Annotated in this window: 24 protein-coding genes; 15 read left to right on the forward strand and 9 right to left on the reverse strand. The window is 65.0% G+C overall.

Annotation, left to right across the window (positions count from 1 at the left end; translation table 11 throughout):
• Positions 1-6 precede the first annotated feature (6 nt).
• Positions 7-2031 (forward strand): hypothetical protein, encoded by a 2025-nt coding sequence (locus tag J3E61_RS15915; protein WP_210084195.1) that lies wholly within the window; start codon positions 7-9, stop codon positions 2029-2031.
• A gap of 10 nt (positions 2032-2041) precedes the next feature.
• Here J3E61_RS15915 and J3E61_RS15920 read toward each other — a convergent pair whose 3' ends face one another.
• From J3E61_RS15920 to J3E61_RS15935, 4 genes are read right to left on the reverse strand one after another with little or no spacing between them, the layout of a single operon-like run.
• The gene (locus J3E61_RS15920) at positions 2042-2941 is read right to left on the reverse strand and encodes a class I SAM-dependent methyltransferase (RefSeq protein WP_210084196.1); all 900 of its coding nucleotides are present in this window, start codon (positions 2939-2941) and stop codon (positions 2042-2044) included.
• 9 nt (positions 2942-2950) lie between these two features.
• Complete coding sequence (locus J3E61_RS15925; RefSeq protein ID WP_210084197.1) at positions 2951-3850, reverse strand: class I SAM-dependent methyltransferase; 900 nt, start codon at positions 3848-3850, stop codon at positions 2951-2953.
• A 7-nt stretch (positions 3851-3857) separates the two neighbouring features.
• Positions 3858-4754: a class I SAM-dependent methyltransferase gene (locus tag J3E61_RS15930; protein WP_210084198.1), complete on the reverse strand. Its 897-nt coding sequence runs from the start codon at positions 4752-4754 to the stop codon at positions 3858-3860.
• Positions 4754-5689 (reverse strand): class I SAM-dependent methyltransferase, encoded by a 936-nt coding sequence (locus tag J3E61_RS15935; RefSeq protein WP_210084199.1) that lies wholly within the window; start codon positions 5687-5689, stop codon positions 4754-4756. Before J3E61_RS15935 ends, J3E61_RS15930 begins: the two co-directional genes overlap by 1 nt.
• A 281-nt stretch (positions 5690-5970) precedes the next feature.
• Between J3E61_RS15935 and secY the strand changes: the two genes are divergently transcribed.
• The 10 genes from secY to J3E61_RS15985 all read left to right on the forward strand — a co-directional run bounded on the left by secY (position 5971) and on the right by J3E61_RS15985 (position 15016).
• Complete coding sequence (gene secY, locus J3E61_RS15940; protein WP_192722026.1) at positions 5971-7308, forward strand: preprotein translocase subunit SecY; 1338 nt, start codon at positions 5971-5973, stop codon at positions 7306-7308.
• The gene (locus J3E61_RS15945; RefSeq protein WP_192722025.1) at positions 7305-7853 is read left to right on the forward strand and encodes an adenylate kinase; all 549 of its coding nucleotides are present in this window, start codon (positions 7305-7307) and stop codon (positions 7851-7853) included. The genes secY and J3E61_RS15945 overlap by 4 nt, the downstream gene beginning before the upstream one ends.
• A gap of 3 nt (positions 7854-7856) precedes the next feature.
• The gene (gene map, locus J3E61_RS15950; RefSeq protein ID WP_192722024.1) at positions 7857-8654 is read left to right on the forward strand and encodes a type I methionyl aminopeptidase; all 798 of its coding nucleotides are present in this window, start codon (positions 7857-7859) and stop codon (positions 8652-8654) included.
• Positions 8655-8736: 82 nt separating this feature from the next.
• Positions 8737-9252, forward strand: coding sequence for a sigma-70 family RNA polymerase sigma factor (locus J3E61_RS15955; RefSeq protein WP_192722023.1), 516 nt, complete (start codon positions 8737-8739; stop codon positions 9250-9252).
• On the forward strand, positions 9249-9989 hold the full coding sequence (locus J3E61_RS15960; protein ID WP_192722022.1) for a zf-HC2 domain-containing protein: 741 nt from the start codon (positions 9249-9251) through the stop codon (positions 9987-9989). The genes J3E61_RS15955 and J3E61_RS15960 overlap by 4 nt, the downstream gene beginning before the upstream one ends.
• A 73-nt stretch (positions 9990-10062) precedes the next feature.
• Positions 10063-11760, forward strand: coding sequence for a thiamine pyrophosphate-binding protein (locus J3E61_RS15965; protein ID WP_210084200.1), 1698 nt, complete (start codon positions 10063-10065; stop codon positions 11758-11760).
• Positions 11741-12406 (forward strand): SRPBCC family protein, encoded by a 666-nt coding sequence (locus J3E61_RS15970; RefSeq protein WP_192722020.1) that lies wholly within the window; start codon positions 11741-11743, stop codon positions 12404-12406. The genes J3E61_RS15965 and J3E61_RS15970 overlap by 20 nt, the downstream gene beginning before the upstream one ends.
• Before the next feature lie 7 nt (positions 12407-12413).
• Positions 12414-13433: a 3-oxoacyl-ACP synthase gene (locus J3E61_RS15975; protein ID WP_210084201.1), complete on the forward strand. Its 1020-nt coding sequence runs from the start codon at positions 12414-12416 to the stop codon at positions 13431-13433.
• Positions 13433-14470 carry an aminotransferase class I/II-fold pyridoxal phosphate-dependent enzyme gene (locus J3E61_RS15980; RefSeq protein ID WP_192722018.1) on the forward strand — a complete coding sequence of 346 codons (1038 nt, stop codon included), beginning with the start codon at positions 13433-13435 and terminating at the stop codon, positions 14468-14470. The genes J3E61_RS15975 and J3E61_RS15980 overlap by 1 nt, the downstream gene beginning before the upstream one ends.
• 42 nt (positions 14471-14512) lie before the next feature.
• Entirely contained in the window at positions 14513-15016 is a 504-nt protein-coding gene (locus J3E61_RS15985) for a MarR family transcriptional regulator (protein ID WP_192722017.1), read from the forward strand.
• Here J3E61_RS15985 and J3E61_RS15990 read toward each other — a convergent pair whose 3' ends face one another.
• A complete protein-coding gene (locus J3E61_RS15990; protein WP_210084202.1) occupies positions 15017-15622 on the reverse strand; it encodes a TetR family transcriptional regulator in 606 nt (201 codons plus the stop codon). It abuts the gene before it with no gap.
• 84 nt (positions 15623-15706) lie between these two features.
• Between J3E61_RS15990 and J3E61_RS15995 the strand changes: the two genes are divergently transcribed.
• On the forward strand, positions 15707-16552 hold the full coding sequence (locus tag J3E61_RS15995) for an alpha/beta hydrolase (RefSeq protein WP_210084203.1): 846 nt from the start codon (positions 15707-15709) through the stop codon (positions 16550-16552).
• Here J3E61_RS15995 and J3E61_RS16000 read toward each other — a convergent pair.
• Together J3E61_RS16000 and J3E61_RS16005 are read right to left on the reverse strand one after the other, a co-directional pair.
• Complete coding sequence (locus J3E61_RS16000; protein WP_192722014.1) at positions 16526-17752, reverse strand: GAF domain-containing protein; 1227 nt, start codon at positions 17750-17752, stop codon at positions 16526-16528. The two genes, J3E61_RS15995 and J3E61_RS16000, sit on opposite strands and share 27 nt — an antisense overlap.
• Complete coding sequence (locus J3E61_RS16005; RefSeq protein WP_192722013.1) at positions 17749-18414, reverse strand: response regulator; 666 nt, start codon at positions 18412-18414, stop codon at positions 17749-17751. The genes J3E61_RS16000 and J3E61_RS16005 overlap by 4 nt, the downstream gene beginning before the upstream one ends.
• A gap of 105 nt (positions 18415-18519) precedes the next feature.
• Here J3E61_RS16005 and J3E61_RS16010 point away from each other — a divergent pair, with 105 nt between their 5' ends.
• Together J3E61_RS16010 and J3E61_RS16015 are read left to right on the forward strand one after the other, a co-directional pair.
• Positions 18520-19326, forward strand: coding sequence for an HAD hydrolase-like protein (locus J3E61_RS16010; RefSeq protein WP_192722012.1), 807 nt, complete (start codon positions 18520-18522; stop codon positions 19324-19326).
• Between the two features lie 48 nt (positions 19327-19374).
• Entirely contained in the window at positions 19375-20601 is a 1227-nt protein-coding gene (locus J3E61_RS16015; protein WP_210084204.1) for a beta-lactamase family protein, read from the forward strand.
• On the opposite strand, the gene J3E61_RS16020 is transcribed toward J3E61_RS16015, so the two are convergent.
• On the reverse strand, positions 20602-21417 hold the full coding sequence (locus J3E61_RS16020) for an LLM class F420-dependent oxidoreductase (RefSeq protein ID WP_210084205.1): 816 nt from the start codon (positions 21415-21417) through the stop codon (positions 20602-20604).
• A 145-nt stretch (positions 21418-21562) separates the two neighbouring features.
• Between J3E61_RS16020 and J3E61_RS16025 the strand changes: the two genes are divergently transcribed.
• Positions 21563-22960: a DUF222 domain-containing protein gene (locus tag J3E61_RS16025; RefSeq protein ID WP_210085587.1), complete on the forward strand. Its 1398-nt coding sequence runs from the start codon at positions 21563-21565 to the stop codon at positions 22958-22960.
• Here the strand turns inward: J3E61_RS16025 and mmsB are convergent.
• Complete coding sequence (gene mmsB / locus J3E61_RS16030; RefSeq protein ID WP_210084206.1) at positions 22957-23832, reverse strand: 3-hydroxyisobutyrate dehydrogenase; 876 nt, start codon at positions 23830-23832, stop codon at positions 22957-22959. The two genes, J3E61_RS16025 and mmsB, sit on opposite strands and share 4 nt — an antisense overlap.
• Positions 23833-23840 lie beyond the last annotated feature (8 nt).

The following is a 23840-nucleotide window of genomic DNA, read 5'->3' on the forward strand; positions in this document are numbered from 1 at the left end:
GGAGTCGTGGGATTCCTCAACGCCATTGTCACCAATCTGCTCAAGCCGCTCCTGGCGCCGGCCCCCGATTCGCCGGAGCCGTTGACTCCGGCGGTGTGGGCGGTGCTGGCGTGGGTGCGACGCAACTTGTTCAACCAGTCGCCCACGATCAACTACAACCCGACCACGACGGTGCAGACCGGTCAGACTGTCACCGGCAACATCGGGGCCACCGACGCCGAGGGGGACGCGCTGACCTACAAAGTCACCCAAGGCCCCCAGCATGGCACCTTGACCATCGATCAGGCGACCGGCAACTTCACCTACACGCCGAACGACATCAATTACTCGGCTGCACAATATGATTCGTTCACCATGTCGGTCACCGACGGCAAGTTCAATCTGCTGAGCTTGTTCACCGCCCATAGCGACCAGCAGACCATCGGTCTCGCCGTGCAATCTCCCACCGCCGAGCGCGTGATCGTCTCCTTGCCTGTAGGCATGACCGACGCGGCCATTCCACGTTTCGCCGCCGACGGGAAATCCCTTTTGTTCAGCGCGACACCACCGGGCGCTGCGGCCGACGCGCGCCGGGAGATCTATCAGGTCAGTCCCGACGGCACTGGTCTGCGTTGCCTGACGTGTGGACTGGCCGACCCGACTCCTCTGCCCGGCGGCACCACTGCCCCCCGGGATCTGTATAAGCCAGTGCCTTTCGAGGATGGGTCGGGTCGCATTCTGATGCAATCCCGGTCAGGGGGCTCTTATACCAACGTCGTTTTAGAAAGCGATGCCAACGGAACACGGCTGGTACGCGTGTTCACCCCGCCCGGCAAGCCCGGCGTCATTGCCACCGACCCCCAGCGCGAGATGCGAGTTTCCCCAGACGGGACGCACGTGCTGTTCAGCCAAATTCAGCTCGTTCCAAACCCGTTGGATCCCCCCGGCTTCATCACGGCCGTCCCGGTAGTCGGCACGTTGACCCGCACCACGAACGCGACGACAGGTGCGCCGGAATATCGCATCACCGATGCGCGGGTGGTCTATCCGGTTGGTGAGGGCAAGCAATGGACGCATGACGGCAAAGGCGTGATCGTTCAGGGCGGCCTCTATGAGTCGGGCAACGTCGATGACATCGTCGTAGACCTCGCCACGGGGAATGTGACCCGGCTGACCGGCAACCTCGACTACGACGAAGACGCCGATCTGTCGCCCAACAACCAGTGGATAACGATCGACAGTGCACGCGGCCTTGACGCGCTGACACCGGTGTCGAGGATCGTGCGGCCGGCGTTCCTGCCGCTCCTGATCCAAGGCTCGGTCTACACCGTGTATGCGGGCTCGTCCGATGCCTACAATGTTTCCAATCAGCCGTGGCTGATCGCGGTCGAGGATGATCTCAAGCGCGAGAACGGAATTCCTCTTTTCGTCAGTGACGACCCGAACACTCCCGAAGACGAAGGCGACAATTACACCGCCCGAAGCATGCCGAGCTGGAATGCCGACGGCACCGCGGTTGCGTTCTGGGAAGCTGACTCCACAGACCCGACGGGTGAGAGATCACGGCTGGTTGTGGCCAACCTGAAGTACACAACCAGCGTCGGTTCAGTCACAGACAAAACGACGCCAGCCCTGTCGTCCACATTGCCGACGCTTGCCTCCAACACTCCTCAGCAGGTGAAGCTGCTGCCAACCGGGACGTACACCGGCACCGGAGGCGGCACTGCATTAGTCACCGAGTCGACGGACGCCACAACAGGTCACATCACCCGCACGGTCACCTACACCAATTACGTCAATGACCAGGGGATGATTCTGAACGGCACCGAGTCAACCGATCAGAGCGCCGCACAGAACACAATCCATTACCAGGCGGCCGTCACGGTGACGGGAACTCACACCGGTTCCTTGACGGGCGACCTGACCATCAACAAGTTGACGCGCACGATTACCCCGACAACCCCCGGCTCGCAGATCCAGTCCACCCTCGATGGCGACACGCTGGTCCTCTTGGATCCGGCGAGGGTGGACGCGGCTCGAGCGGGTACGTAGTCGGTCGGACCTAGCGCTTCACCGCGGCGACGTAGCTGAGGTTCGAGAAGAACCCGATCGTCTCGTTCTCGGGGAACTCAAAGCCGTTGGCGGCGTAGGCCTCTCGCATGGCCTGCGCCGTCACGTCCCAGCCGTGTCCCTCCAGATACTCGATGACGTGGCTGCGCTCGCCGTGGTAGATGAGGTCACCCATCTCGATATCGTGGCCGTACTTCTTCATCCGTTCTCTGATCTGCTGTGCGCGCTCATCGGAGAACATGCTGACGTCCGGAATGTGCTCGGTTGCGACCCGACTGCCGGGGGCGCTGAGCTCGTTGATCCGGTCGAACAACAGGTCCTGCGCCTCGGGCGGAAGGTAGATCAGTAGGCCCTCGGCGATCCAAGCGGTGGGCTGGCCTGGATCGAAGCCGTTGTCCAGCAGCGCTTTCGGCCAGTCATTGCGCAGGTCGATCGCGATCGTGACGCGGTTCGCTTTGGGCTTGGCGTCCAGCCCTGCCAGCGTATTCGATTTGAAGTCGATGACCTCAGGCTGGTCGAGTTCGTAGACAGTCGTGCCGTCAGCCCAGTCCAGTCGATAAGCCCGCGCATCGAGTCCGGCGGCAAGGATCACTGCCTGTCGCACACCAACGGCGGTCGCGTCGGTGAACAGCTTGTCGAACCAACGGGTGCGCACCGCCATGCCTTCGGCCGCCCGGCGCATGTTGAATTCCGGATTCACGTCTTCGAAAACGATGTCACCGTCGAGCGCCTGAATAAAGAAGTCCAAGCCGACGGCGCGCACCAGTGGCTCGGCGAACGGGTCGTCGATCAGGCCCTCTCGATTTGCGAGCGCCCTCTGCGCGGCAACCATCGTGGCGGTGGCGCCCACGCTGGACGCCAGATCCCAGGTATCACCTTCTGTACGTGGCATGCGATTCTCCTAGTCGAGGATTGCCGAGAGATAACCGCTGTCGCCGGCGAAGGCGGTCAGCTCATCCTCGGGATACTGGAAACCATTGATTGCATAGGCTTTTCGGTTGGGCCGGATGGTGACGTCCCAGCTCTTGGAGATCAGGTACTGGTCGGCCCGGTTGCGATCGGCCGTGTAGAACAGCTCGGCGAGGTTGAGGTCGGAGCCCATGCGGCGTGACCTCTCGGACAGCCTTTCGACCCACTCGTCGGGCGACCCCTGAAAATCCATGTGCTCGGTCGCCAGCCTGCTGCCCGGCGCGCTGAGCGCGGTGACGTTGTCGAACAACCGGTCCTGAGCGTCGGGCGGCAAGTAGATCAGCAGGCCCTCGGCGATCCACGCGGTGGGGAGCCGTGGGTCAAATCCGCTGTCCCGCAACGCCGCCGGCCAGTCATCGCGCAGATCGACCGAAACCGTCCGCCGGGTGGCCGCGGGTTGTGCGCCCAAACCTTCGAGCACGCGGGTCTTGAACTCGATCACTTGTGGCTGGTCGACTTCGAACACCACCGCTTCCCGCGGCCAGGGAAGCCGATAGGCGCGGGTGTCCAAACCTGATGCCAGAATCACCGCCTGGCGAATACCTGCGGATACGGCCCCGATGAAAAAGTCATCGAAAAACCTTGTGCGCACGGCGATCTGCTCACATATCTGCTGGCGGTTGAACAGCGGATCGTCGCCGTACTCCAGTTCGCCGTCGGCGAGCTTGTTGAGATGTTCGAGACCGACGGCCTTGACGAGCGCGTCGGCGTAGGGGTCGTTGATAAGCGGATTGGGCTGTTTGGACGCCAACGCGCGGGAGGCGGCCACGCCGGTTGCGGTCGCACCCACGCTGGACGCCAGATCCCAGGTGTCACCCTCGGTTCGGGCCATGAGTCTCCTACTTTCGTGTCGCGATGACCGCCAGTGAGGTACTGAGCGGCGCAACGTCGTCGGTAACAGGAAAGTCCCTGCCGTAGCCGGCGAACACCTCGCGCCGCGTTCGCGTCGACACCTGCCAGCCGTGGCCGGTCAGGTATTCGCCTACGTGGCTGCGCTCGCCGGGAATGAACAGCTGCGACAAGTCGACGTCAAACCCATGTTCGCGCCACTGTCCGCCCAAGCGTTTCGTCCGCTCCGCGACCGCAGCACCCGCGTCGGGGTGATATTCGGTGGCGAGTCGACTGCCAGGCGCGCTGAGCGCGGTGATGTTGTCGAACAGCCGGTCCTGGGCATCCGGCGGCAGATACGGCAACAGGCCTTCTGCGCTCCACGCGGTGGGCTGAGCTTCATCAAAACCACAGGCGCGCAACGCGGCCGGCCAGTCCTCGCGCAGGTCGATGGCGACGGTGCGGCGCTGCGCGGTCGGCGTCGCACCGATCGCGGTCATGGTCGTGGTCTTGAATTCGATCACCTGCGGCTGGTCGATCTCGTAGACGACCGTGCCAGGCGCCCACGCCAACCGGTACGGCCGCGAGTCCAATCCACTGGCCAGAATCACCGCCTGCGCGATGCCCGCCGTGCCTGCTTCGGTGAAGAAATCATCGAAGAAGCGGGTGCGCACCGCGATCACGCTGGCCATCAGCCGAGGACCGTCCCCCTCCGGTAGCGGGATCTCTCCGTTCACCAGCCGGGTGAAGAAGTCGACGCCGACCGCCCGCACCAGATCCGCGGCGAACGGGTCATTGATCAGCGGCTCTTGCTCGAGGCTGGCCAGCGCCCGCGCCGCGGCGACCATGGTGGCCGTCGCCCCCACGCTCGACGCCAGATCCCAACTGTCGGCATCGGATCGGGTCATCAGTGCGCTCCTTTCAGCACGCCCCTGACGTACTGCAGATCGCCGAAGTTTCCCTCGTCGTCGACTTCGAGAGGCGGCATCCCATAGGCGGCGAACAGCTCCGTGACGCTGTTTCGGCTCAACTGCCAGCCGTGCTCACCGAGATAGGCGGCTGCCTCGTTGCGATCACCGAGGTAGACGAGTTCGGCGAAATCGAGGTCGAAGCCGTGGTCGCGCCACCGCGCCGAAGCGGCCTGCATGCGCTGGATCGCCCTCTCGTGATCGTCGGGATTGATGTTCGGCACGCTTTCCACCGCCACCCAGCTGCCGGGCGCGCTGAGTTCGGTGATGGTGTCGAGCAGTCGGTCCTGTGCATCGGGCGGTAGGTATCCGAGCAGTCCCTCTGCACTCCATTCCGTCGGCTCGTTCGGGTCGAAACCCTCCTCGATGAGCGCGGAGGGCCAGTCGTAACGCAGGTCCATCGCGACGGTGCGCCGCTTCGCGGTCGGTTCGGCACCAAGGTCGGCGAGCACGCGGGTCTTGAACTCGATCACCTCGGGCTGGTCGATCTCATAGACCGTGGTCCCTGCCGGCCACGCGAGCCGGTATGCGCGGGAATCCAGCCCCGAAGCGAGAATCACGGCTTGACGGACGCCGGCCGCCCCCGCGCCAAGAAAGAAGTCGTCGAAGAACTTGGTCCGCACCGCCATGTTGTCGGCCATCCGTTGCATGCCGACCGACTGGCTGTCGATGTCGAGGTCCTCGGGGCGCAACTCACCGGTGACGAGGCGGGTGAAGAAGTCCACGCCCACTGCCCGGACGAGCGGTTCGGCGTAAGGATCGTCGATCAACGGATGCTCGGCTGTGGTGGCCATCGCGCGGGCCGCCGCCACCATGGTGGCCGTCGCCCCAACGCTGGATGCCAGATCCCACGAGTCGTTGTCCGTGCGTGCCATGCCGCAAAACCCCTTATCGACGTAGTAGAAGGCCGTTACTTAGGTGATGTAATGACCCGTCGCCGACTGTACGCTCGGATTCTGAATGCAGTCCGTGCCGCGGTTGCCCACGATGGATGCGGGGCGGAACAACCTCAACTGTTAGTCTCGTAGACTGTTTGACGCGTGACTTCGCAGGCTACGAGCCTGACAGGGGTGCGCGCAGGACTTAAACCAAGACGCTGGTGAAACCAGCCCCATTCGCACGCCGGGAACTACGGGTCGGCTGCGCAGGAGGAAGAGTGCTCTCGGCTTTCATCTCTTCGCTCAGGACAGTCGACCTGAGGCGAAAGATCCTATTCACGATTGGCATCGTGATTCTGTACCGGATCGGCGCCTCGATCCCCTCGCCGGGCGTCAACTACCCGAACGTACAGAAGTGCGTCGAGCAGGTCAGCGGCGGTGACTCGGCGCAGATCTACTCGCTGATCAACCTGTTCTCCGGCGGTGCACTGTTGCACCTGACCGTGTTCGCGGTCGGCATCATGCCGTACATCACCGCGAGCATCATCGTGCAGCTGCTGACCGTGGTCATTCCGCGCTTCGAGCAGCTGCGCAAGGAGGGCCAGGCGGGCCAGACCAAGATGACGCAGTACACGCGTTATCTCGCGGTTGCGCTTGCGATCCTTCAGGCCACCAGTGTGGTGGCGCTGGCCGCCAACGGTGGGCTCTTCCCGAGCTGCACCCTGGACATCATCCAGGGCCAGAGCGAGGGCCTGAACATCTTCACGATGGTCGTCATGGTGCTCGTGATGACGGCAGCCGCGTCGTTGCTGATGTGGATGGGCGAGCTGGTCACCGAGCGCGGTATCGGCAACGGCATGTCGCTGCTGATCTTCGCCGGCATCGCGGCGCGTATCCCGGTCGAGTACAAGACGATCTTCGACAGCCGCGGCGGCCTGGCATTCGGCGTTGTCTGCCTGGCGACGCTGGCGATCATCGTCGGCGTGGTGTTCGTCGAGCAGGGCCAACGACGCATCCCCGTGCAGTACGCCAAGCGCATGGTCGGCCGACGCATGTACGGCGGCACGTCGACGTATCTGCCGCTCAAGGTCAACCAGGCCGGCGTCATCCCGGTGATCTTCGCGTCCTCGCTGATCTACATCCCGCATCTGATCACCCAGCTGATCCAGGGCGGAAATGCCAATTCCGGCAACAGCTGGTGGTCCCGCTTCATCGCCCAACACCTGACCAACCCATCCGATCCGGCGTACATCGCGATCTACTTCGGGCTGATCATCTTCTTCACCTACTTCTACGTGTCGATCACGTTCAACCCGGACGAACGTGCGGACGAGATGAAGAAGTTCGGCGGCTTCATTCCGGGCATCCGCCCCGGCAAACCCACCGCCGACTACCTGCGCTACGTGCTGAGTCGCATTACCCTGCCGGGCTCGATCTACCTGGGCGTGATCGCCGTGCTGCCCAACATGTTCCTCGACATCAGCGGCGGCGGCGGTGTGCAGAACATTCCGTTCGGCGGAACCGCAGTTCTGATCATGATCGGCGTCGCACTGGATACCGTGAAACAGATCGAGAGCCAGCTGATGCAACGCAACTACGAAGGGTTCCTGAAGTGAGAGTCGTTCTACTGGGACCGCCCGGCGCGGGCAAAGGCACGCAGGCGCAGAAGCTCTCCGAGAAGCTCGGCATCCCGCAGATCTCGACCGGGGACCTGTTCCGCAAGAACATCAGCGAGGGCACCCCGCTGGGTGTCGAAGCGAAGCGCTACCTCGACGCCGGTGATCTGGTGCCGTCGGAGTTGACGAACAAGCTGGTCGAGGACCGCATCGAGCAGGCCGACGCCGCTGACGGCTTCATTCTCGACGGCTACCCCCGTTCGGTGGAGCAGGCCAAGGCGCTCGACGAGATGCTGAAGAACCACAACACCAAGCTCGACGCGGTGCTGGAGTTCTCCGTCTCTGAAGAGGAGCTGTTCGCGCGCCTCAAGGGCCGTGGTCGCGCCGACGACACCGAAGAGGTCATCCACAACCGGATGCAGGTGTACCGCGATGAGACCGAGCCGCTGCTGGAGTACTACAGCCACAACAACCTGCAGCGGGTCGACGCCGTCGGCGCGCTCGACGAGGTGTTCGCGCGGGCCCTGCGGGCGCTCGGTCGGTAGTAGATGATCGGCCTTCCGGGGCTGCGCAACCGCAAGGTCGTCGCGCAGCGCAGCGCAGGCGAACTCGATGCAATGGCGGCGGCCGGGTCGCTGGTCGCCTCCGCGCTGCTGGCCGTCCGCCAGGCCGCGGCGCCGGGCGTGTCGACGCTGGCTCTCGACGAGATCGCCGAATCCATCATCCGCGACGGCGGCGGTGTCCCGTCGTTTCTCGGCTATCACGGCTTTCCGGCAAGCATCTGCGCATCGGTGAATGACCGTGTGGTGCATGGCATTCCGTCGGCAAGCGAGATACTGGCCGCCGGTGATCTGGTGTCCATCGACTGCGGCGCGATCCTCGACGGTTGGCACGGCGACTCTGCCGTCACCTTCGGCATCGGTGCGTTGATCCCCGTCGACGAAGCGCTGTCAGCGGCCACTCGTGAGTCGATGGAAGCAGGCATCGCTGCCATGGTGCCCGGCAACCGGCTCACCGACGTCTCCCATGCCATCGAGGCGGGTACGCACGCCGCGGAGGCCCGCTACGACCGAAAGTTCGGCATCGTCGCGGGCTATGGCGGCCACGGCATCGGCCGGCAGATGCACATGGACCCGTTCCTGCCCAACGAGGGCTCGCCGGGGCGCGGACCGTACCTTGCGCCGGGGTCCGTGCTGGCCATCGAACCGATGCTCACGCTCGGCACCACAAAGACCGTCGTGTTGGAGGACGAGTGGACCGTCGTGACGGCCGACGGTTCGCGCGCCGCACACTGGGAGCACACCGTGGCCGTCACAGACGACGGCCCGCGCATCCTCACCGTCTAATTCGTTCGGCCGCGCAGTGGTCACATAGCGCGTGTAATGAACTCGAGCACCACCAACGTCGTATCTAAGACGGAGGTTGGTAGTGGACGATCCAGAAGCCGCCATGATGCGGGTGCTTTATGACGAGCATGCCGCGGCGTTGTGGCGCTATGCGCTGCGGCTTACTGGGGATCAAGCGCGTGCGGAGGACGTGGTGCAGGAGACGCTGCTTCGTGCTTGGCGCCATCCCGAGGTGACCGACGAAGTCGAGCGGTCGGCAAGGGCCTGGCTGTTCACCGTGGCGCGTAACCTCATCATCGATGAGCGCCGCAGCGCGCGGTACCGCAACGAAGCCGGCACACCCGACCTCGAGCAGGTCGCTGACCGTGCCGCCCCCGACGAGGTGGACTCGGCATTGGACAGGTTGCTGCTAGGCACGGCCCTGAGCCAGCTCTCCGAGGAACATCGCGCAGTGATTCGACGGTCCTACTACCAGGGTTGGACCACCGCACAGATCGCCAAGGATCTCTCGATCGCGGAAGGCACGGTGAAATCCCGGCTTCATTACGCCGTTCGGGCGTTGCGACTCAATCTTCAGGAAATGGGGGTGACACGATGACACAATTCGGTTTTCCCCTAGGCGGTGATCTGATGGACGGCGATCGCTACGTGACCTGGGATGCGGCCTATGTCCTGGGTTCACTGACGAGCAGCGAACGGCGGGAGTACGAGGCCCACCTGGAGACGTGTGAGCGGTGCCGATCGGCGGTTGCCGAGATCAGCGGCGTGCCTGCGTTACTGGCGATGATGGACCTCGAAGACGTCCGTGCGCTCGATGAGGAGACGCCCGAAACTCCGCCGCTGCGGCCCGAGGTGCTCGACTCGATCCTCGACAAGGTGCGGTGGCGCCGCAGACGGTCGCGGTGGCTGACGTCGGCCGCGGTCGGGGTCGCCGCCGCGCTGCTGGCGGTCGGTGTGGTGATCGCCATTCGTCCGGAGATCGTGGGCTTGGAGGACTACACCCCGCAGGAAACCACCCAGGCGATGGACATGGCGAAGGTGTCGGATACCCCGATCAACGCGTCGATCACGCTGACCGGATTCGGCTGGGGCACCCGCATCGACATGGCGTGCTCGTATGGCGAATGGGGCCAGGCAGGCACCATCCCTCCACAGAACCTGGGCATGGTCGTCGTGGGCCGCGACGGCAGCCACACCGAGGTAGCTACCTGGCTCGGGTTGTCCGGCGCCACTGCGCTGCCGAGCGCCACCACTCCGATGCAGAAGGACGAAATCGCTGCGGTGCAACTGGTTTCGTCTGCCGACGGGAAGGTCTTGCTCGAACGACACTTGTGATCCGGGCCACTTGGTGAACCCAACTCGGTTGCCAGTCGTGTCACTGGTAGGGGCGGGGAGAAGCGAGTGAGAAATGGCCAGAAGGCACCGGGTTGTCGACCACATCGTCGCGTACCTGGCGACGAACGGGATCGACTATCTCTTCGGTGTCGACGGGGCCAACATCGAGGATCTCTACGACGCCGCGCATTTCCGCGATGACATCACCGCCGTCCTCGCCAAGCACGAGTTCTCCGCCGCGACCATGGCCGACGGCTACAGCCGCAGCGGCGCCGGGCTTGGCGTGGTGGTCGCGACCTCGGGCGGCGGCTGCCTGAACACCGTTCCCGGGCTCGGCGAGGCGTATGCGAGCCGGGTTCCGGTACTGGCGTTGATCGGACAACCGCCGACCACTCTTGACGGCAGAGGCTCCTTCCAGGACACCAGCGGCCGCAACGGCGCTTTGAATGCCGAGGCGTTGTTCGCCGAGGTGTCGGTGTACTGCCGGCGGGTGATGCGGGCCGACGACATCTTCACCGCGCTCCCCGAAGCGATCGCGGCCGCTGCGACTGGCGGACCGGCTGTGTTGTTGCTGCCCAAGGATATTCAGCAATCCGAGGTCGGTGCCAACGGAGTCGTCACCGAAACCGCGGCGACGCAGCCGGGCGATCCCGAGGCCATCGCAGAAGCGCTGCGGGGTGCAGGCGGGCCGATCACGATCATCGCGGGCGAGCAGGTGGCTCGTGACGACGCGCGCGTGGAACTCGAGCGGCTGCGTGCCGTGTTGCGCGCAAGGATCGCGACGGTGCCTGACGCGAAGGACGTCGCGGGGACACCGGGCATGGGGTCGTCATCGGCACTGGGTGTCACCGGTGTGATGGGCCATCCGGGGGTCGCAACCGCGATCGCCGACAGCGCATTGTGCCTCCTGGTGGGCACGCGGTTGGGCGTGACGGCGCGTGCCGGGCTGGACGACGTGCTGTCGTCGGTTCCGGTCGTGTCGATCGGTTCGGCTGCGCCGTATGTGGCGGGTCAACACGTGCACACCGACGACCTGCGCGGCTCGTTGTCGCTGCTGACGGCCGCCCTGTCGGTCGGGACGCTCGGTGTGCGGGTATCTGACGCGGTGCCGCACACCGAACTGCAGCCTCCGCCCCTGGACGGTCCCGGCATTCGGTATCGCGACGCGATGAGGGCGCTGGACGAGATGCTGCCCGACGGTGCGGACGTCATCGTCGACGCGGGAAACATCGGCGCGTCGGCGATTCACTATCTGCCGGTGCGGCGTGACGGCCGATTCATCGTCGCGCTCGGTATGGGCGGCATGGGATACAGCTTTGGAGCCGGCGTCGGCGTGGCGTTCGGGCGCCGTCGTCGCACCGTCGTCATCGCAGGCGACGGCTCCTTCCTGATGCACGGCATGGAGATCCACACGGCGCTGCAGTATCGCTTGCCGGTGACGTTCCTGCTCTTCGACAACCATGCCCATGCGATGTGCGTGACGCGCGAACAGCTGTTCTACGACGACCTCTACAGCTACAACCGATTTGGGCCGAGCCGATTCGGCGCAGGGCTGGCCGCGATGTTCCCCGGCCTGAACTCCGTGGACGTCGAGGACCTCGATCAGTTGCCAGGCGCGCTGCGCGCCGCATTGGAGAGCGATGGCCCGTCAGTCGTCAGCGTCGAGTGCTCGGCCGACGAAATACCGCCGTTCGCAGCATTTCTCAGCACTACCGCCTCACCACCGCCCACCCCAAAGGAGAACCGCCCCCATGTCGTTGCCCGCGCTTGATGACATCACCGCCCACCGGGGTACCTCGGATCCGATCGACGATCTGGTCCGCATAGAGACCTCACCCCGGGAAACGGCCACGCCCGTCATCATGGAAATGATGCGGTCGGTGTACCCGCACGATCAGGTGTTCGGCGAGTTCTGCACCGTCAACAGCTATATCGAATGTCCGCCCGACGAACTGTTCGACTACATGTCCGACACCCGCTGCCTCGAGGAGTGGACGTACAGCCTGCGAGGGTTCACGCCGACCGAAGAACCCGGACTGTGGCTGGCCTACGACCGATTGGGTTCGGAGACAAAGATATTCACCCGGACTCATGCCAACCGGGACGCCATGACCGTCGACTACCACTGCGCATGGGATCAGGGCAAGCATCTCTGGATGGTCTACCTGATGCGGATCGTCGATGCCGAGATCGTGTTCGACAAGCCGGGTTCGGTGGTGCTGTGGACCAACTGCCACCACCCGTTCTACGACCGCAACCCCTATCCGGAAGCCGCACCGCAGGAGCGGCCGGTGTGGGTCGGGGATTTCTGGGACATGTTCGGCGCAGGCCATCTGCTGGAGTTGAAGAACCTCAAGGCAATCGCCGAATACCGACACCACAACGGCCTGCCGGTCACCCCGGCCTGGATGAGATGAGCCCCGCGTGAACGAGCAGAGGCCAGTCAGTCTTGTCGACCTTTCGACGTATCTGCCGGGTGAGCCGATCAGCGCCGAGTATTACGCACAGTTCGCCGACTCCGACGACCTGCGTGACAACGTGATGTTCCGGGCGCCGAAGTTTCGCCACCACGTCGCCGAGGACGAGACCGCCATCGACATGGTGCAGCGCGCGGCGGCAGGGCTGATCGAGCGCCACGGTGCCGACACCATCGCCAACGTCGACATCCTGATCACCCACACCCAAGTGCCCGATATGCCGTTCTATGGTGGCGGCGGCGGCATGGCGCATCGCCTTGGTATGAAACCGAATTGGGTACTCGATCTGCACAACGGTGGATGTGCGGCGTTCGTCCTCGGGCTGCAGATGGCGCGGCAGTTGCTGTCGTCGGGCGCAGGGGAGACGGCGTTGATCGCGATCGCGCAGAACGCCGCCGGGCAGGTGTTCGACCAACCCGGAGTGCGTCGGAAGGCGCAGGCGTCGGTGCCGGGCGACGGCGCGGCGGTCGGGTTGGTGACGCTGTCGGACGAGTCGCCGATTCTCGATGTGGAATGCCGTACCTACGGTGAGTACGCCGGCGAGATGACTATCGTGATGGATCCGCCGCGCAAGTGGTGGCAGCCTGGATCCGGTGAGCCCTACATCGGGTTCACCGAAAGCAAGATCACCAAGGTGCTTGCCCGGGGCAACCGTCAGGTGCCGGAGGTTGCATATGCGGTGTGTGACCGAATCGGTATGCAGCCCAAGGACCTTGACCTGCTCGTGACGAACCAGCCGAACCGGGTGTTCCTGCGTAACTGGCGTGAGGCGCTGGAACTGCCGAAGGAGCGCCACGTCGACACGTTCGACGACTGTGGCAACTTGTTCGCCGCGGGCATCCCGGTCAACCTTGACCGCGCCATCTCCGAAGGCACGGTGAAGAAGGGTGATGTGGTGATGATGGCAGCGTTCGCGCACGCAGGAGATTTCGCAGGCGCCGCCGCGGTCAAGTGGGGCGGCCGCTGATGGCCACACTCAAGCGCGAATTGAGCGATGCGGTTGGTGCCCTGCCCAGCGCGCTGAATCCGATGGCGTTGTCGCTCAACGAAAATCCGTTCCCGCCACTGCCTGCTGTGCGGGCGGCGTTGATCGAGTCGATTGACGCGGCGAACCGGTACCCGGAGTTCCTGCCGGAGCGGCTGCGTGCGTTGATCGCTGGCCGGGTCGGCGTGCGCGACGAACAGGTGGTGATCGGCGCCGGTGCGACGGGGGTGATCCTGCAGGTGCTGCATGCCGTCACCAGTCCTGGCGAGAAGATGGTGATGAGCTACCCGACGTTCGACGGCTACCCGATCTTCGCGCAGATGGCGCGACTGGAATCGGTTACCGTAGCGCTGGATGTGCACGGTCGTCACGACCTGGACGCCATGGCAGAGGCGGCGGCAGACGCGCGCGTCGTCGTGGTGTGTCGGCCGCACAACCCGACGGGCACCGTCGAACCAGCGGCCGACATCGAGCACTTCCTGCAGCGGGTTCCCTCGGACACGGTGGTATTGCTGGACGAGGCCTACGTGGAGTTCCTGTCGCCGGAGTATCGGATCGACGCGCCCGCGCTCGTCGACCGCTATCCGAATGTCGTTGTGCTACGCACCTTCTCGAAGGCATATGGGCTGGCCGGCCTGCGGATCGGATACGGGTTCTGTGCCCCTGGCCTGGCTCGGCGCCTGTGGACCATGCAGCCGCCGTTCGGAATGGGCATCACCAGCCTGGTCGCGGTCGCCGCATCTTATGACGCGGAAAGCCAGCTGCGGCAACGTATTCGGATGATCGCCGCCGAGCGGCGCTACCTGCGTATGCGACTGCGGTCGATGGGCGTCTACAGCACCGACGCACATGCCAACTTCGTCTATCTGCCTCCGTGGCGTGAGCCGTGGCGGGCGCTGTTCGACAGCACCGAACTGCAGGTTCGCCATTACGCCGACGGCGGTGTGCGCATCACCGTCGGCAACCGGCAGTCCACTCGCGCCGTGCTGGCCGCGGTGGCGTCGGTCGCGTTGCGCTGAGAATCTGCCAGGCGTCGGCCGGTGGATGCGGTATGAAGAGGCGTGGCTTCGCAACCCGACGAGCGTGATCCGATCGCGCTCGCGCGCGAGAATTGGCAGCGGGCCGGTTGGGGCGATGTGGCCGACGGCATGGTCGCGGTGACGTCGGTGATGCGGGCTCACCAAATCCTGCTTGCCAGGGTGGAGACAGCGTTGCGGCCGTATGACCTCAGCTTTTCCCGGTACGAGTTGCTCCGGCTGCTGGCGTTCAGCCGCACCGGTGCGCTGCCGATCACCAAGGCCTCCGACCGGTTGCAGGTGCACGTCACCAGCGTCACCCACGCGATCCGGCGACTGGAAGCCGACGGACTCGTCGAGCGGTTGCCGCATCCCACCGATGGCCGCACCACATTGGTGCAGATCACCGAACTCGGCCGCTCGACGGTCGAGGACGCGACCGTCACGCTGAACAATGAGGTGTTCGCCGACATCGGGATGTCCGAAAGCCAGTCGCGCGCGCTCGCGGATTCCATCGAGACCCTGCGCCGCACCTCCGGCGACTTCTAGTCAGACCGAGGTGATCGCCCGGATCAGCCGGTCCATGACCGCTCCGGCTTCTTCTCGTGCGTGGTCGTAATCATCGGCGCGCGCGACGTAGAGCGTCATTTCGCGCATCGCCCCTAACATCGTCAACGCGGTCGCCTCGACCGGCTGAGCCGGGATGCGCCCGGTCTCAATGGCATTGGTGAGTAGGTCGCGGACCAGACCTGTGTTGTAGCGTTCCCCGATCTCGGTCCATCGGGCCAGCCCGAGGACGGCAGGCGCATCGACCAATGTGATGCGCTGAATTTCGGGATCAGAGCAGGCGTCGAGCCAGAAGTTCGCGCCAAGTCGCATCACCTCGACCGGGTCCGCCTCGTTGGCCGACACCATCGCCTCGGTCAGCCGGGCGGCCACCTCGCCCTCGACGCGCTCGAAGACCGCGGCGAACAACTCCGTCTTGTCCGCGAAGTGGTGGTACAGCGCGCCGCGTGTCACACCCGCTGCGCGCACGATCGTCTCCAGTGCCACGTCGGCGAAACCGTGCTGGGCGAACAACGGCCGGGCCGCCGCGATCAGGGCCTCACGGGTATCCGCGGCGCGCTCAGCCTGGGTCCGGCGGGTGTCTGCCATAACGTCCTTGTCTGCTCATACATACCGTATGTATCCTCATACATGCGGTATGTAAGTGGTCACCAATCGTAGTTCGGAGTACCGATGCCCATCATCGATTTGCCCCATGGTCGCGTTCAGTATCGACTCGCAGGACCCGCGAACAGCGCCAAGCCACCGGTCGTGTTCGTGCACGGACTATTGGTCAACAGCGAATTGTGGACTCCTGTGGCAGATGAACTCGCAGCGCGCGGCATACGCTCGTACGCCGTCGATCTGCCTCTGGGCGCGCATTCGATCGCCATGCAGCCAGATGCGGATCTGACGCCGCGCGGGATCGCGCGACTGATCACCGCGTTCCTCGATGCGCTGGATCTGACCGATGTCACCCTGGTCGGCAGTGACACCGGAAGTGCGTTGTGTCAGTTCGCCATCGACACCGATGAGAGCCGTATCGGTCGGTTGGTGCTCACCAACGGCGATGCCTTCGAGCATTTCCCACCACCGTCGTTCACGCCGGTACTGAAAATCGGACGCAGGCCCGCAGGGGTCTACGCACTGATGTCGGTCATGCGGCCGACGTGGATCCGGCAGCGCATCCAGAACCAAAACGTCTCCACGCCGCTGGATCCCGCGTTGACTCGTCGTTGGATTACGCCTGCGTTGACCGATCCAGGGGTGCGGCGCGACACCGCGAAAGTCATGCGGGGTATCGATGCGGCCGAACTGGTCGAGGTCTCGAGACGGCTGCAGCGGTTCACCAAGCCCGTCGTGCTGTTGTGGGGTGATGCGGATCCGTTCTTCCCAATGGACGTCGCACACCGGTTGCGTGACGCCTTCCCGAATGCACGTCTTGTCGAAATCCCCGGCGGGCGGCTGTTTTTCCCGCTCGACGAGCCGAATCGCGTGGCTGACGAGATCCAGTCAGCAGTCGGCGACCGCAGACGGTAGCGGGATCGTTGCGGTCACTGCGGTTCCCGCGCCTGGGCGCGAGCGGATGTTGAGCCTGCCGCCGACGATCTCGGCGCGCTCGGCCATCGACAGCAGGCCGTAGCCACCCATCTCGTCGCCGCCGAGTGGATGCTCGAACGTGTCGAAACCCACTCCGTCGTCGACGATTTCGAGGCGCGCAGCCTCACTGGTGACGAAGAACGTCAGGCGCGCGCGGCTGGCCTTGGCGTGCTTGACGACGTTCTGCAGACACTCCTGGGCGATGCGATAGAGCGCGAGTTCGATGTGGTCGGGCAGTCGGGTGTCGTCGAGGTCGATCTCCATGATGATCTGCGGGATCGACCGGGCCAGGCTGGCCAACCCGCCCGACAGCCCGAGGTCGTCGAGCACCGGCGGCCGCAGCCCGCTGATCGCGGCGCGGGCCTCCTGCAGCGTCAGGTCGACGAGCTCGCGCGCCTTGCTCAGCTGCTCGCTCATCATCACCGGATCGCCGACGGCCCGCGTCGCCGCGTCGAGCCGGTAGGACAGCGTGACGAGCCGCTGGGAGATGCCGTCGTGGATATCGCCTGCGAGCCTTCGTCGTTCGATCTCCTGTGCCTCGATGACCTGTTCGACGAAGTTCTCGTGTGCGCGTTCGCGAGCGACCAGCTGTCGATGCAGCCGAGCCTGATGCAACGCACCCGCGATCAGCCGGCCGATGACGAGCAGCAGTTCCACGTCGCGTTCGGTGAACTCGCGGCGCTCGACGGTGTGCACATTCAAAACGCCGACCAACCCGCCGGGATCGGTTTCCATCGGCACCGACACCATCGACGTGAAGTCCTTGCCGCGCAACGATTCAAACGGCATGTAGCGCGGATCGGCCTCTTTGTCGTGACTGATCACCACGGGCTCGCGGTGGCTGGCCACCCAGCCGGAGATGCCTTGGCCCAGCGGCAGTCTGACCTCGCCGACTGCGGCGTCGAACGGCGGCGTCGCGCCCGCCAGCGTCAGCGACCGCTCGGTGTCGTCGAGGACATGCACAAAGCACACATCGCTTGCTGTCGCGGCGGTGATCATCCGGGCCGCGGCCGCGGCCAGAGGTTCGACGCCGGGGCCCTTCGACGCGGCCTGGATCAGCTCACGCAGCAGGGCGAGTTCACGGTCGGCGTCGACGAGATCTCGAACATTGGCGCCGACGTTCGAAGCTGTTGGCTTCATTGGTAGATCCCCTCCCGCAGCGCGGTGGCGACGGCACCGGTGCGGTCGCTGACGCCGAGCTTGCGATAGATCGACCGCAGGTGCGACTTCACGGTTTCGTCGCCGATCACCAGCTTGGTGGCGATCGCGCGGTTGGACAGCCCGTTGACGACGAACGAGAGGATCTCGCTCTCGCGCTGCGTCAGGCCTTGGCGCGCACCCGGCCAGAACTCATCGCGCTGCAGTCGGGCCGCGGTGTCGACGGCGCGGGCGGCCATGCCGGGGTCAATGGCGGTCTCACCCTTGTGCACGAACTCGAGCTGACGGACGAGCTCGTCGCTGCTGATGCTTTTGAGCAGATATCCCGACGCCCCCACACGCAAGGCCTGAAACAGGTACTGCTCGTCGTCGTAGACCGACAGCATCACGACCTTGCGCTTCGGGTCACTCTCGCGCAGCTCCAGGCACAGGTCCAGGCCGCTGGCCCCCTGCATTCGGACGTCGCACAGCACGATGTCGGGGTCGAGCTCCCGGATTACGCTGAGCGCGCGCTCAGCGCCCACGGCCTGACCGACGACCTCGACGCGGTCCGAGAAGGCGGCAAGCATCGCTTTGAGGCCCTCGATGACCATTTCGTGGTCGTCGACGAGCACAAGGCGTACCGGAGCCCCGTTGGACGTCATGGCACCACCTTAGAGCTGGGATTTTTCTGAGGTAGAACAACTTGGCCTGCCCGATCCCCCAATTGGGGGAGGACCGACGCCTGTGATGTGGGACACCCTATCTGCATGCCTACAACGCAGGAGAAATCGTGGCGCGCCGGTCGCTTCTGGTGGGATGCCACCGCGACAACTCAAAGCGTTGTCTATCCGCTGCGCGCCGTGATCTTTGATCTCGACGCCCTGACCGACATCGAATGCGACGGCCACCGCGTGGCGTACAACGCAGCCTTCGCGGCGCACGGCCTCGACATCGAGTGGACGGTCGGCCGTTATCGGCAGCTGCTGGCGCTCCCCGACGAGCGGCAGCGCGTCTCGGCCGAGTTGCGCAAGCGGGGGATCTCCACGGAGTCCGATGTGCTGACCCAGTTGCTTGCCGACGAGATCTACTCGACCAAGACCGTGATGTTCGACGAGTTGGTTCACGACGCGGATTTGACGCCGCGTCCGGGTCTCGTTGACCTCGTCATGGATGCGTTCGCCGCCGGCGTTTGGGTGGGTGTGGTCGCGAACGGTCCGCGAAGCTGGGCCGAGCCGCTGATCCGCCAGCTCGTCGGCGACGGTCTGGTTGAAACGGTTGTCACCAATGACGACGTGAAGAAGCCGATGCCCGATCGCGAAGCCATTCAGAACGCGCTGTGGGAACTCGGCATATCCGCTGAGAACGCGCTGGCGATCACTGGGTCCGCATCGGGGCTGCGCTCGGCGACCACCGCGGGTCTCGCGACGGTTGTCGTCACCGGCGACGGAACGCCTGACATCCCTGCTGCTGTGGCGGTTCGCTCCGACTACTGCACCGGCGAATCGCTGACCATCGCGGATTGCCAACGTCTGCACGGCAGCTGGTGGGCCGCGCACAAGAGGTCTGCCGCCTAACGCCTCGACAAGCGGTCTCGCAGGAAGCGCGATTACTATCGCGCTGACATGCCTGCGAAATTGAAGATCTCGCCAGACCTCGTCGGCGGCGACGTCGAAGAGGGTTACGGAAAAGTCGCCGACGCGTTTCGTCGCAACCTGGAAAGCGGTCGGGAGGCCGGTGCCGCAGTTGCGGTTTACCACGACGGCCGCAAGGTCGTCGACCTCTGGGGCGGTTACCGCAACGAGGCCACGCTGGAGCCGTGGGAGCGCGACACGCTCATCACGGTGTTCTCGGCCACGAAAGGCGTTACGGCGCTGGCAGTTGCGCTCGCGGTGTCGCGTGGGCTGATCGACTTCGACGCCAAGGTCGCCGACTACTGGCCGGAGTTCGCGCAGGCAGGCAAGGGCGCCATCACTGTGCGGCAACTGCTTTCGCATCAGGCCGGGCTGGTGGTCATCGATCCGCCGTTGACGTATTCCGACCTCACCGATCCCGCAGCGATGTCGGCCAAGCTCGCGGCCCAGCCTCCGCTGTGGTCACCAGGGACCCGGCATGGTTACCACGCGCTGACGCTGGGTTGGTATGCGTCGGAACTGATTCGGCAAGTCGATGCGCGTGGCCGCACCGTCGCGAGGTTCTTCGACGAGGAGATCGCGCAGCCACTCGAGTTGGACTTCTACATCGGCCTGCCGTCCGACATCGGTCGCGCCCGGGTGGCCGATCTGCGTACCCCGTCGAAGGCCACAGCGGCGCGACAAGCCTTTTCGATGCCGCTGCGCCAGTTGCTCGCCTTGGTCAATCCGTTCGGCCTGTCGGCGCGAGCCATTGCACTGGCCGACGGCAAGAAGGACGTCGACATCAACAGCGACGAGATCCGCGCGCTCGAGATACCGGCGGGCAACGGCACCGGAACCGCGCGATCGCTTGCCAAGCTGTACGGCGTCGCAGCCGTCGGTGGTGCCGAACTTGGCTTGACTGCCCGTGCGCTGGAGGCGTTGAAGGCGCCTGCCGTGGCCCCGACCAAGGGCGTTCGGGATTTCGTGGGCCAGGCGGACACGTCGTACTCGCTTGGTTTCAACAAGCCGACATCCGCGTGGGTGTTCGGCTCGTCGAGCACAGCGTTCGGAACCCCTGGTGCCGGAGGGTCTTTCGCGTTCGCCGACCCGGACACCGGGGTGGGGTTTGCCTATGTGATGAACCGGATGGGCCTGTACCCGTTCAGCGATCCGCGGGAACTGGCGCTTCGGCAGGCGCTGTTCCGCGATGTGCTCGGGGTGCGAAAGCAGCGCTGATCAGCGCTTCGTGTCGCGCCAGTCGACCAGCTTCTCCACTGTGCTGAGGTCGTACTTGCCTTCCGACGCGCGGACCTCGGTGTGGAACAACGTGGCTCCGGCGGCCAGGTAGTCGTCCGCCGACTGCGGATCGGTCCACAACGTCGAGCGCTCGATATCGCTGTCGGCGCGCCCGAATCCGGCCGCGAGGTCGGCGACACGGGCGCTGGCCTCGCGGTAGGAGTCGATGGGCAGGAACGTATGCCAGATGTCGGCGTGGCGTGCGACGGCGGGCAAGGTGCGCTTGGGACCGGATCCGCCGATCAGGATCGGTATTTTGCGCAGCGGTGGCGGCTGCAGCAGCTCGAACCGGCGCTCGATGCGCAGCAAGCCCTCATCGAAGAGGTCCGCCCGCGATTTGACCGTTCCGAAATCGAAACCGTAAGTGGTGTAATCCTTCTCGTACCAACCGGCGCCGACGCCCAGGATGGCCCGGCCACCGCTGATGTGGTCGACGGTGCGTGCCATGTCCGCGAGCAGATCGGGGTTGCGGTAGCCGATCCCCGCTACGAGCAGGCCGATTTCGGCGCGGGTGGTGATCTCGCCCCAGGACGCCAGCGCGGTCCAGCCCTCGAAGTTGTTCACATCCGGCTGAACCTCAGCCAGCACCGGTTTCGCATCCGCGATCGACTCGATGAACGGCGCATGGAAGTGGTCATAACCGAAGATGACGTCCACCCCGATCTCCTCGGCCTGCAGGACGGCCTGCCGCCACGTGGCGTAGTCAGGAGTGTCGGCGGGCTGAATCTGAACGGCAACGCGCACGGGGAAGCTCACTAACGCCACAAGCAATGCAGGTCGCCATTTATTCCGTAGAGCCTGCTGTCAAGTCCAAATGTGTTGAGGGCCAGAATCTGTGGATCAAGTTGCGGCTGTGGATAACTTTTTCGAAACGTCGGTGCGCGGTGGCATAGTCGCAAGTGTGTTCGATACGGAGTTCTCGGCGGCGGATGACGCGACGGTCGTCGCCGCCATCGAGGAGGGCACGCGAGCAGAAGCTGCTGCCGGGGCCCGCCGGTTGGCTGCCATCGCCGAGCTCGCTCGTCGCCGAGTCGTTGACGATGAGCGGGCCGACTGGGCGTTCGACGGCTGGGCCTCGGCCGCCGCCGAGGTGGCGGCCGCGATGACGGTGGGGCAGCGACGAGCCTCGAAGGAGATGCGGATCGCCGCCGCGCTGCGCGACCGTCTGCCCCGTGTGGCGGCGCTGTATATGCGTGGCACGCTCAGTTCGCGAGTGGTCTCCGCGATCACCTGGCGCACCCAACTCGTGGAAGACGCCGAGGCGCTGGCCCTCATCGACGCCGCGCTCGCCGAGGGAGCGACCAAGTGGGGTCCGCTCTCGGAGCAGAGACTCGATGAGGCGATCGACGGGTGGATCCTGCGATTCGACCCGGCGGCCGTGCGCCGCTCTGAATCATCCACGCGCAGTCGGGACTTCTCGATCGGGGATCTCGACGATCCGGCCGAGACGACGTCGGTGTGGGGCAGGCTGCTGGCCACGGACGCGGCGGTGCTCAAGCGTCGCATCGCACAGATGGTGCAGGGAGTCTGCGACGACGATCCCCGCACCATCGGCGAGCGCCGTTCGGACGCGGTCGGCGCCATCGCCGCGGGCAGCTTCCGTCTGGCGTGCCAATGCGGTTCGCAGACATGCCCGGCGGGGGATGCGCCGATCTCGTCCAACGTGGTGATCCGGGTACTGGCCGAACAATCGGCGGTCGACGCCGCAACTGAGCCACGCAATGCCACGCGGCCCGCGGCAATGATCGTCGGTGAGGGCATCGTGCCGACACCGTTGCTGGCGCAGCTGATTCGCGGCGGCGCCAAGGTCCGCCCGATCACCACGCCCGCCGAAGAGCCCGAACCACACTATCGACCGTCGGCAGAGCTGGCTGAGTTCGTGCGATTGCGAGATCTGTACTGCCGCGCGCCCGGCTGCGACGTGCCGGCCGATCGCTGCGACCTCGACCACACCATCCCCTATCCGGTCGGGCCGACCCACGCGTCAAACATCAAGTGTCTGTGTCGAACCAACCATCTGATGAAGACGTTTGGCGGATGGCAGGATATTCAGTTGCCGGATGGCACAGTCATTTGGATCTCACCGACCGGCAGGAAATACGTGACCAAACCTGGCAGTCGGCTGTTCTTCGAGACATGGGACACCACGACCGCCGACCTTCCGCCCCCGTCGATCGTGGTGCCGAGCACCGGCGACCGCGGCCTGATGATGCCAAGGCGACGGCGTACCCGTGCTGCCGAATACGCCGCCTGGATCAAGGCCGAACGCGCGCGCAACGAATTGCCCGCACCGTTCTAGCCGTTGCGGATCATCTCGATGACCGCGCTGAAGTCCTTGTCGGCGTGGTCGGCCGCGAACTTCGCATAGATCTCGGCTGCGTGGCTGCCCAGTGGCGCGGAGGATCCGGTCGAGTTGACCGCGTCCATCGCAAGGCCGATGTCCTTGTTCATCAACGCGGTCGCGAACCCGGGCTGGAAATCGTTATTGGCCGGTGATGTCGGAACCGGCCCTGGCACTGGGCAATTCGTGTGGATGGCCCAGCAGTTGCCGGTAGCGCCGGTGATCACATCGAACAGCGCCTGCGCGGAGAGTCCCAACTTCTCGGCGAGGACGAAGGCTTCGCCCGCGACGATCTGCTGGACCGCCAGCACCATGTTGTTGCACAGTTTGGCGGCCTGGCCGGTACCTGAAGCGCCGCAGTGAATGATCTTGCCCGCCAACGGTTCCAGCACGGGCCGCGCACGTTCGACGGCGTCGTCTTCACCGCCGACCATGAACGCAAGAGTCCCCGCGGTCGCACCCTTGACTCCGCCTGAGACCGGCGCGTCGAGTTGGGCGATGCCGCGTTCGGCCGCCTGCGTATGGATCTCGCGCGCGTCGTCGACCGAGATCGTTGAGGTGTCGATGAACAACGCGCCCTCTCGGGCGGCGGGCAGCGCCTCGGCGTATACCGCCTTCACCACAGCGCCGTTGGGCAGCGACGTGATCACCACATCGGCTTCGGCCACCGCCTCGGCTCCGCTGTCGAAGGCCTCTGCGCCCTTTTCGGCGGCGGCTTCCTTGAGCGCAGCGACGGGATCGAAGGCACGCACAGTGTGCCCGGCCGCGACGAGGTTCGCAGCCATCGGGCCGCCCATGTGGCCCAAGCCCAAGAACGCGATCGTGGTCATCTGCTCTC

The sequence above is a fragment of the Mycobacterium sp. OAE908 genome, assembly GCF_017872775.1.
In the GTDB taxonomy this organism is placed as follows: domain Bacteria; phylum Actinomycetota; class Actinomycetes; order Mycobacteriales; family Mycobacteriaceae; genus Mycobacterium.

Coding starts and splice junctions, on each gene's coding strand:
- J3E61_RS15970 (WP_192722020.1), top strand. CDS start 11,741: ATGTCGTTGCCCGCGCTTGATGACATCACCGCCCACCGGGGTACCTCG.
- J3E61_RS15995 (WP_210084203.1), top strand. CDS start 15,707: ATGCCCATCATCGATTTGCCCCATGGTCGCGTTCAGTATCGACTCGCA.
- J3E61_RS16000 (WP_192722014.1), bottom strand. CDS start 17,752: ATGAAGCCAACAGCTTCGAACGTCGGCGCCAATGTTCGAGATCTCGTC.
- J3E61_RS15960 (WP_192722022.1), top strand. CDS start 9,249: ATGACACAATTCGGTTTTCCCCTAGGCGGTGATCTGATGGACGGCGAT.
- J3E61_RS15930 (WP_210084198.1), bottom strand. CDS start 4,754: ATGACCCGATCCGATGCCGACAGTTGGGATCTGGCGTCGAGCGTGGGG.
- J3E61_RS15980 (WP_192722018.1), top strand. CDS start 13,433: ATGGCCACACTCAAGCGCGAATTGAGCGATGCGGTTGGTGCCCTGCCC.
- map (WP_192722024.1), top strand. CDS start 7,857: ATGATCGGCCTTCCGGGGCTGCGCAACCGCAAGGTCGTCGCGCAGCGC.
- J3E61_RS15935 (WP_210084199.1), bottom strand. CDS start 5,689: ATGGCACGCACGGACAACGACTCGTGGGATCTGGCATCCAGCGTTGGG.
- mmsB (WP_210084206.1), bottom strand. CDS start 23,832: ATGACCACGATCGCGTTCTTGGGCTTGGGCCACATGGGCGGCCCGATG.
- J3E61_RS15965 (WP_210084200.1), top strand. CDS start 10,063: ATGGCCAGAAGGCACCGGGTTGTCGACCACATCGTCGCGTACCTGGCG.
- J3E61_RS15990 (WP_210084202.1), bottom strand. CDS start 15,622: ATGGCAGACACCCGCCGGACCCAGGCTGAGCGCGCCGCGGATACCCGT.
- J3E61_RS16005 (WP_192722013.1), bottom strand. CDS start 18,414: ATGACGTCCAACGGGGCTCCGGTACGCCTTGTGCTCGTCGACGACCAC.
- J3E61_RS16015 (WP_210084204.1), top strand. CDS start 19,375: ATGCCTGCGAAATTGAAGATCTCGCCAGACCTCGTCGGCGGCGACGTC.
- J3E61_RS16010 (WP_192722012.1), top strand. CDS start 18,520: ATGCCTACAACGCAGGAGAAATCGTGGCGCGCCGGTCGCTTCTGGTGG.
- J3E61_RS15920 (WP_210084196.1), bottom strand. CDS start 2,941: ATGCCACGTACAGAAGGTGATACCTGGGATCTGGCGTCCAGCGTGGGC.
- J3E61_RS15925 (WP_210084197.1), bottom strand. CDS start 3,850: ATGGCCCGAACCGAGGGTGACACCTGGGATCTGGCGTCCAGCGTGGGT.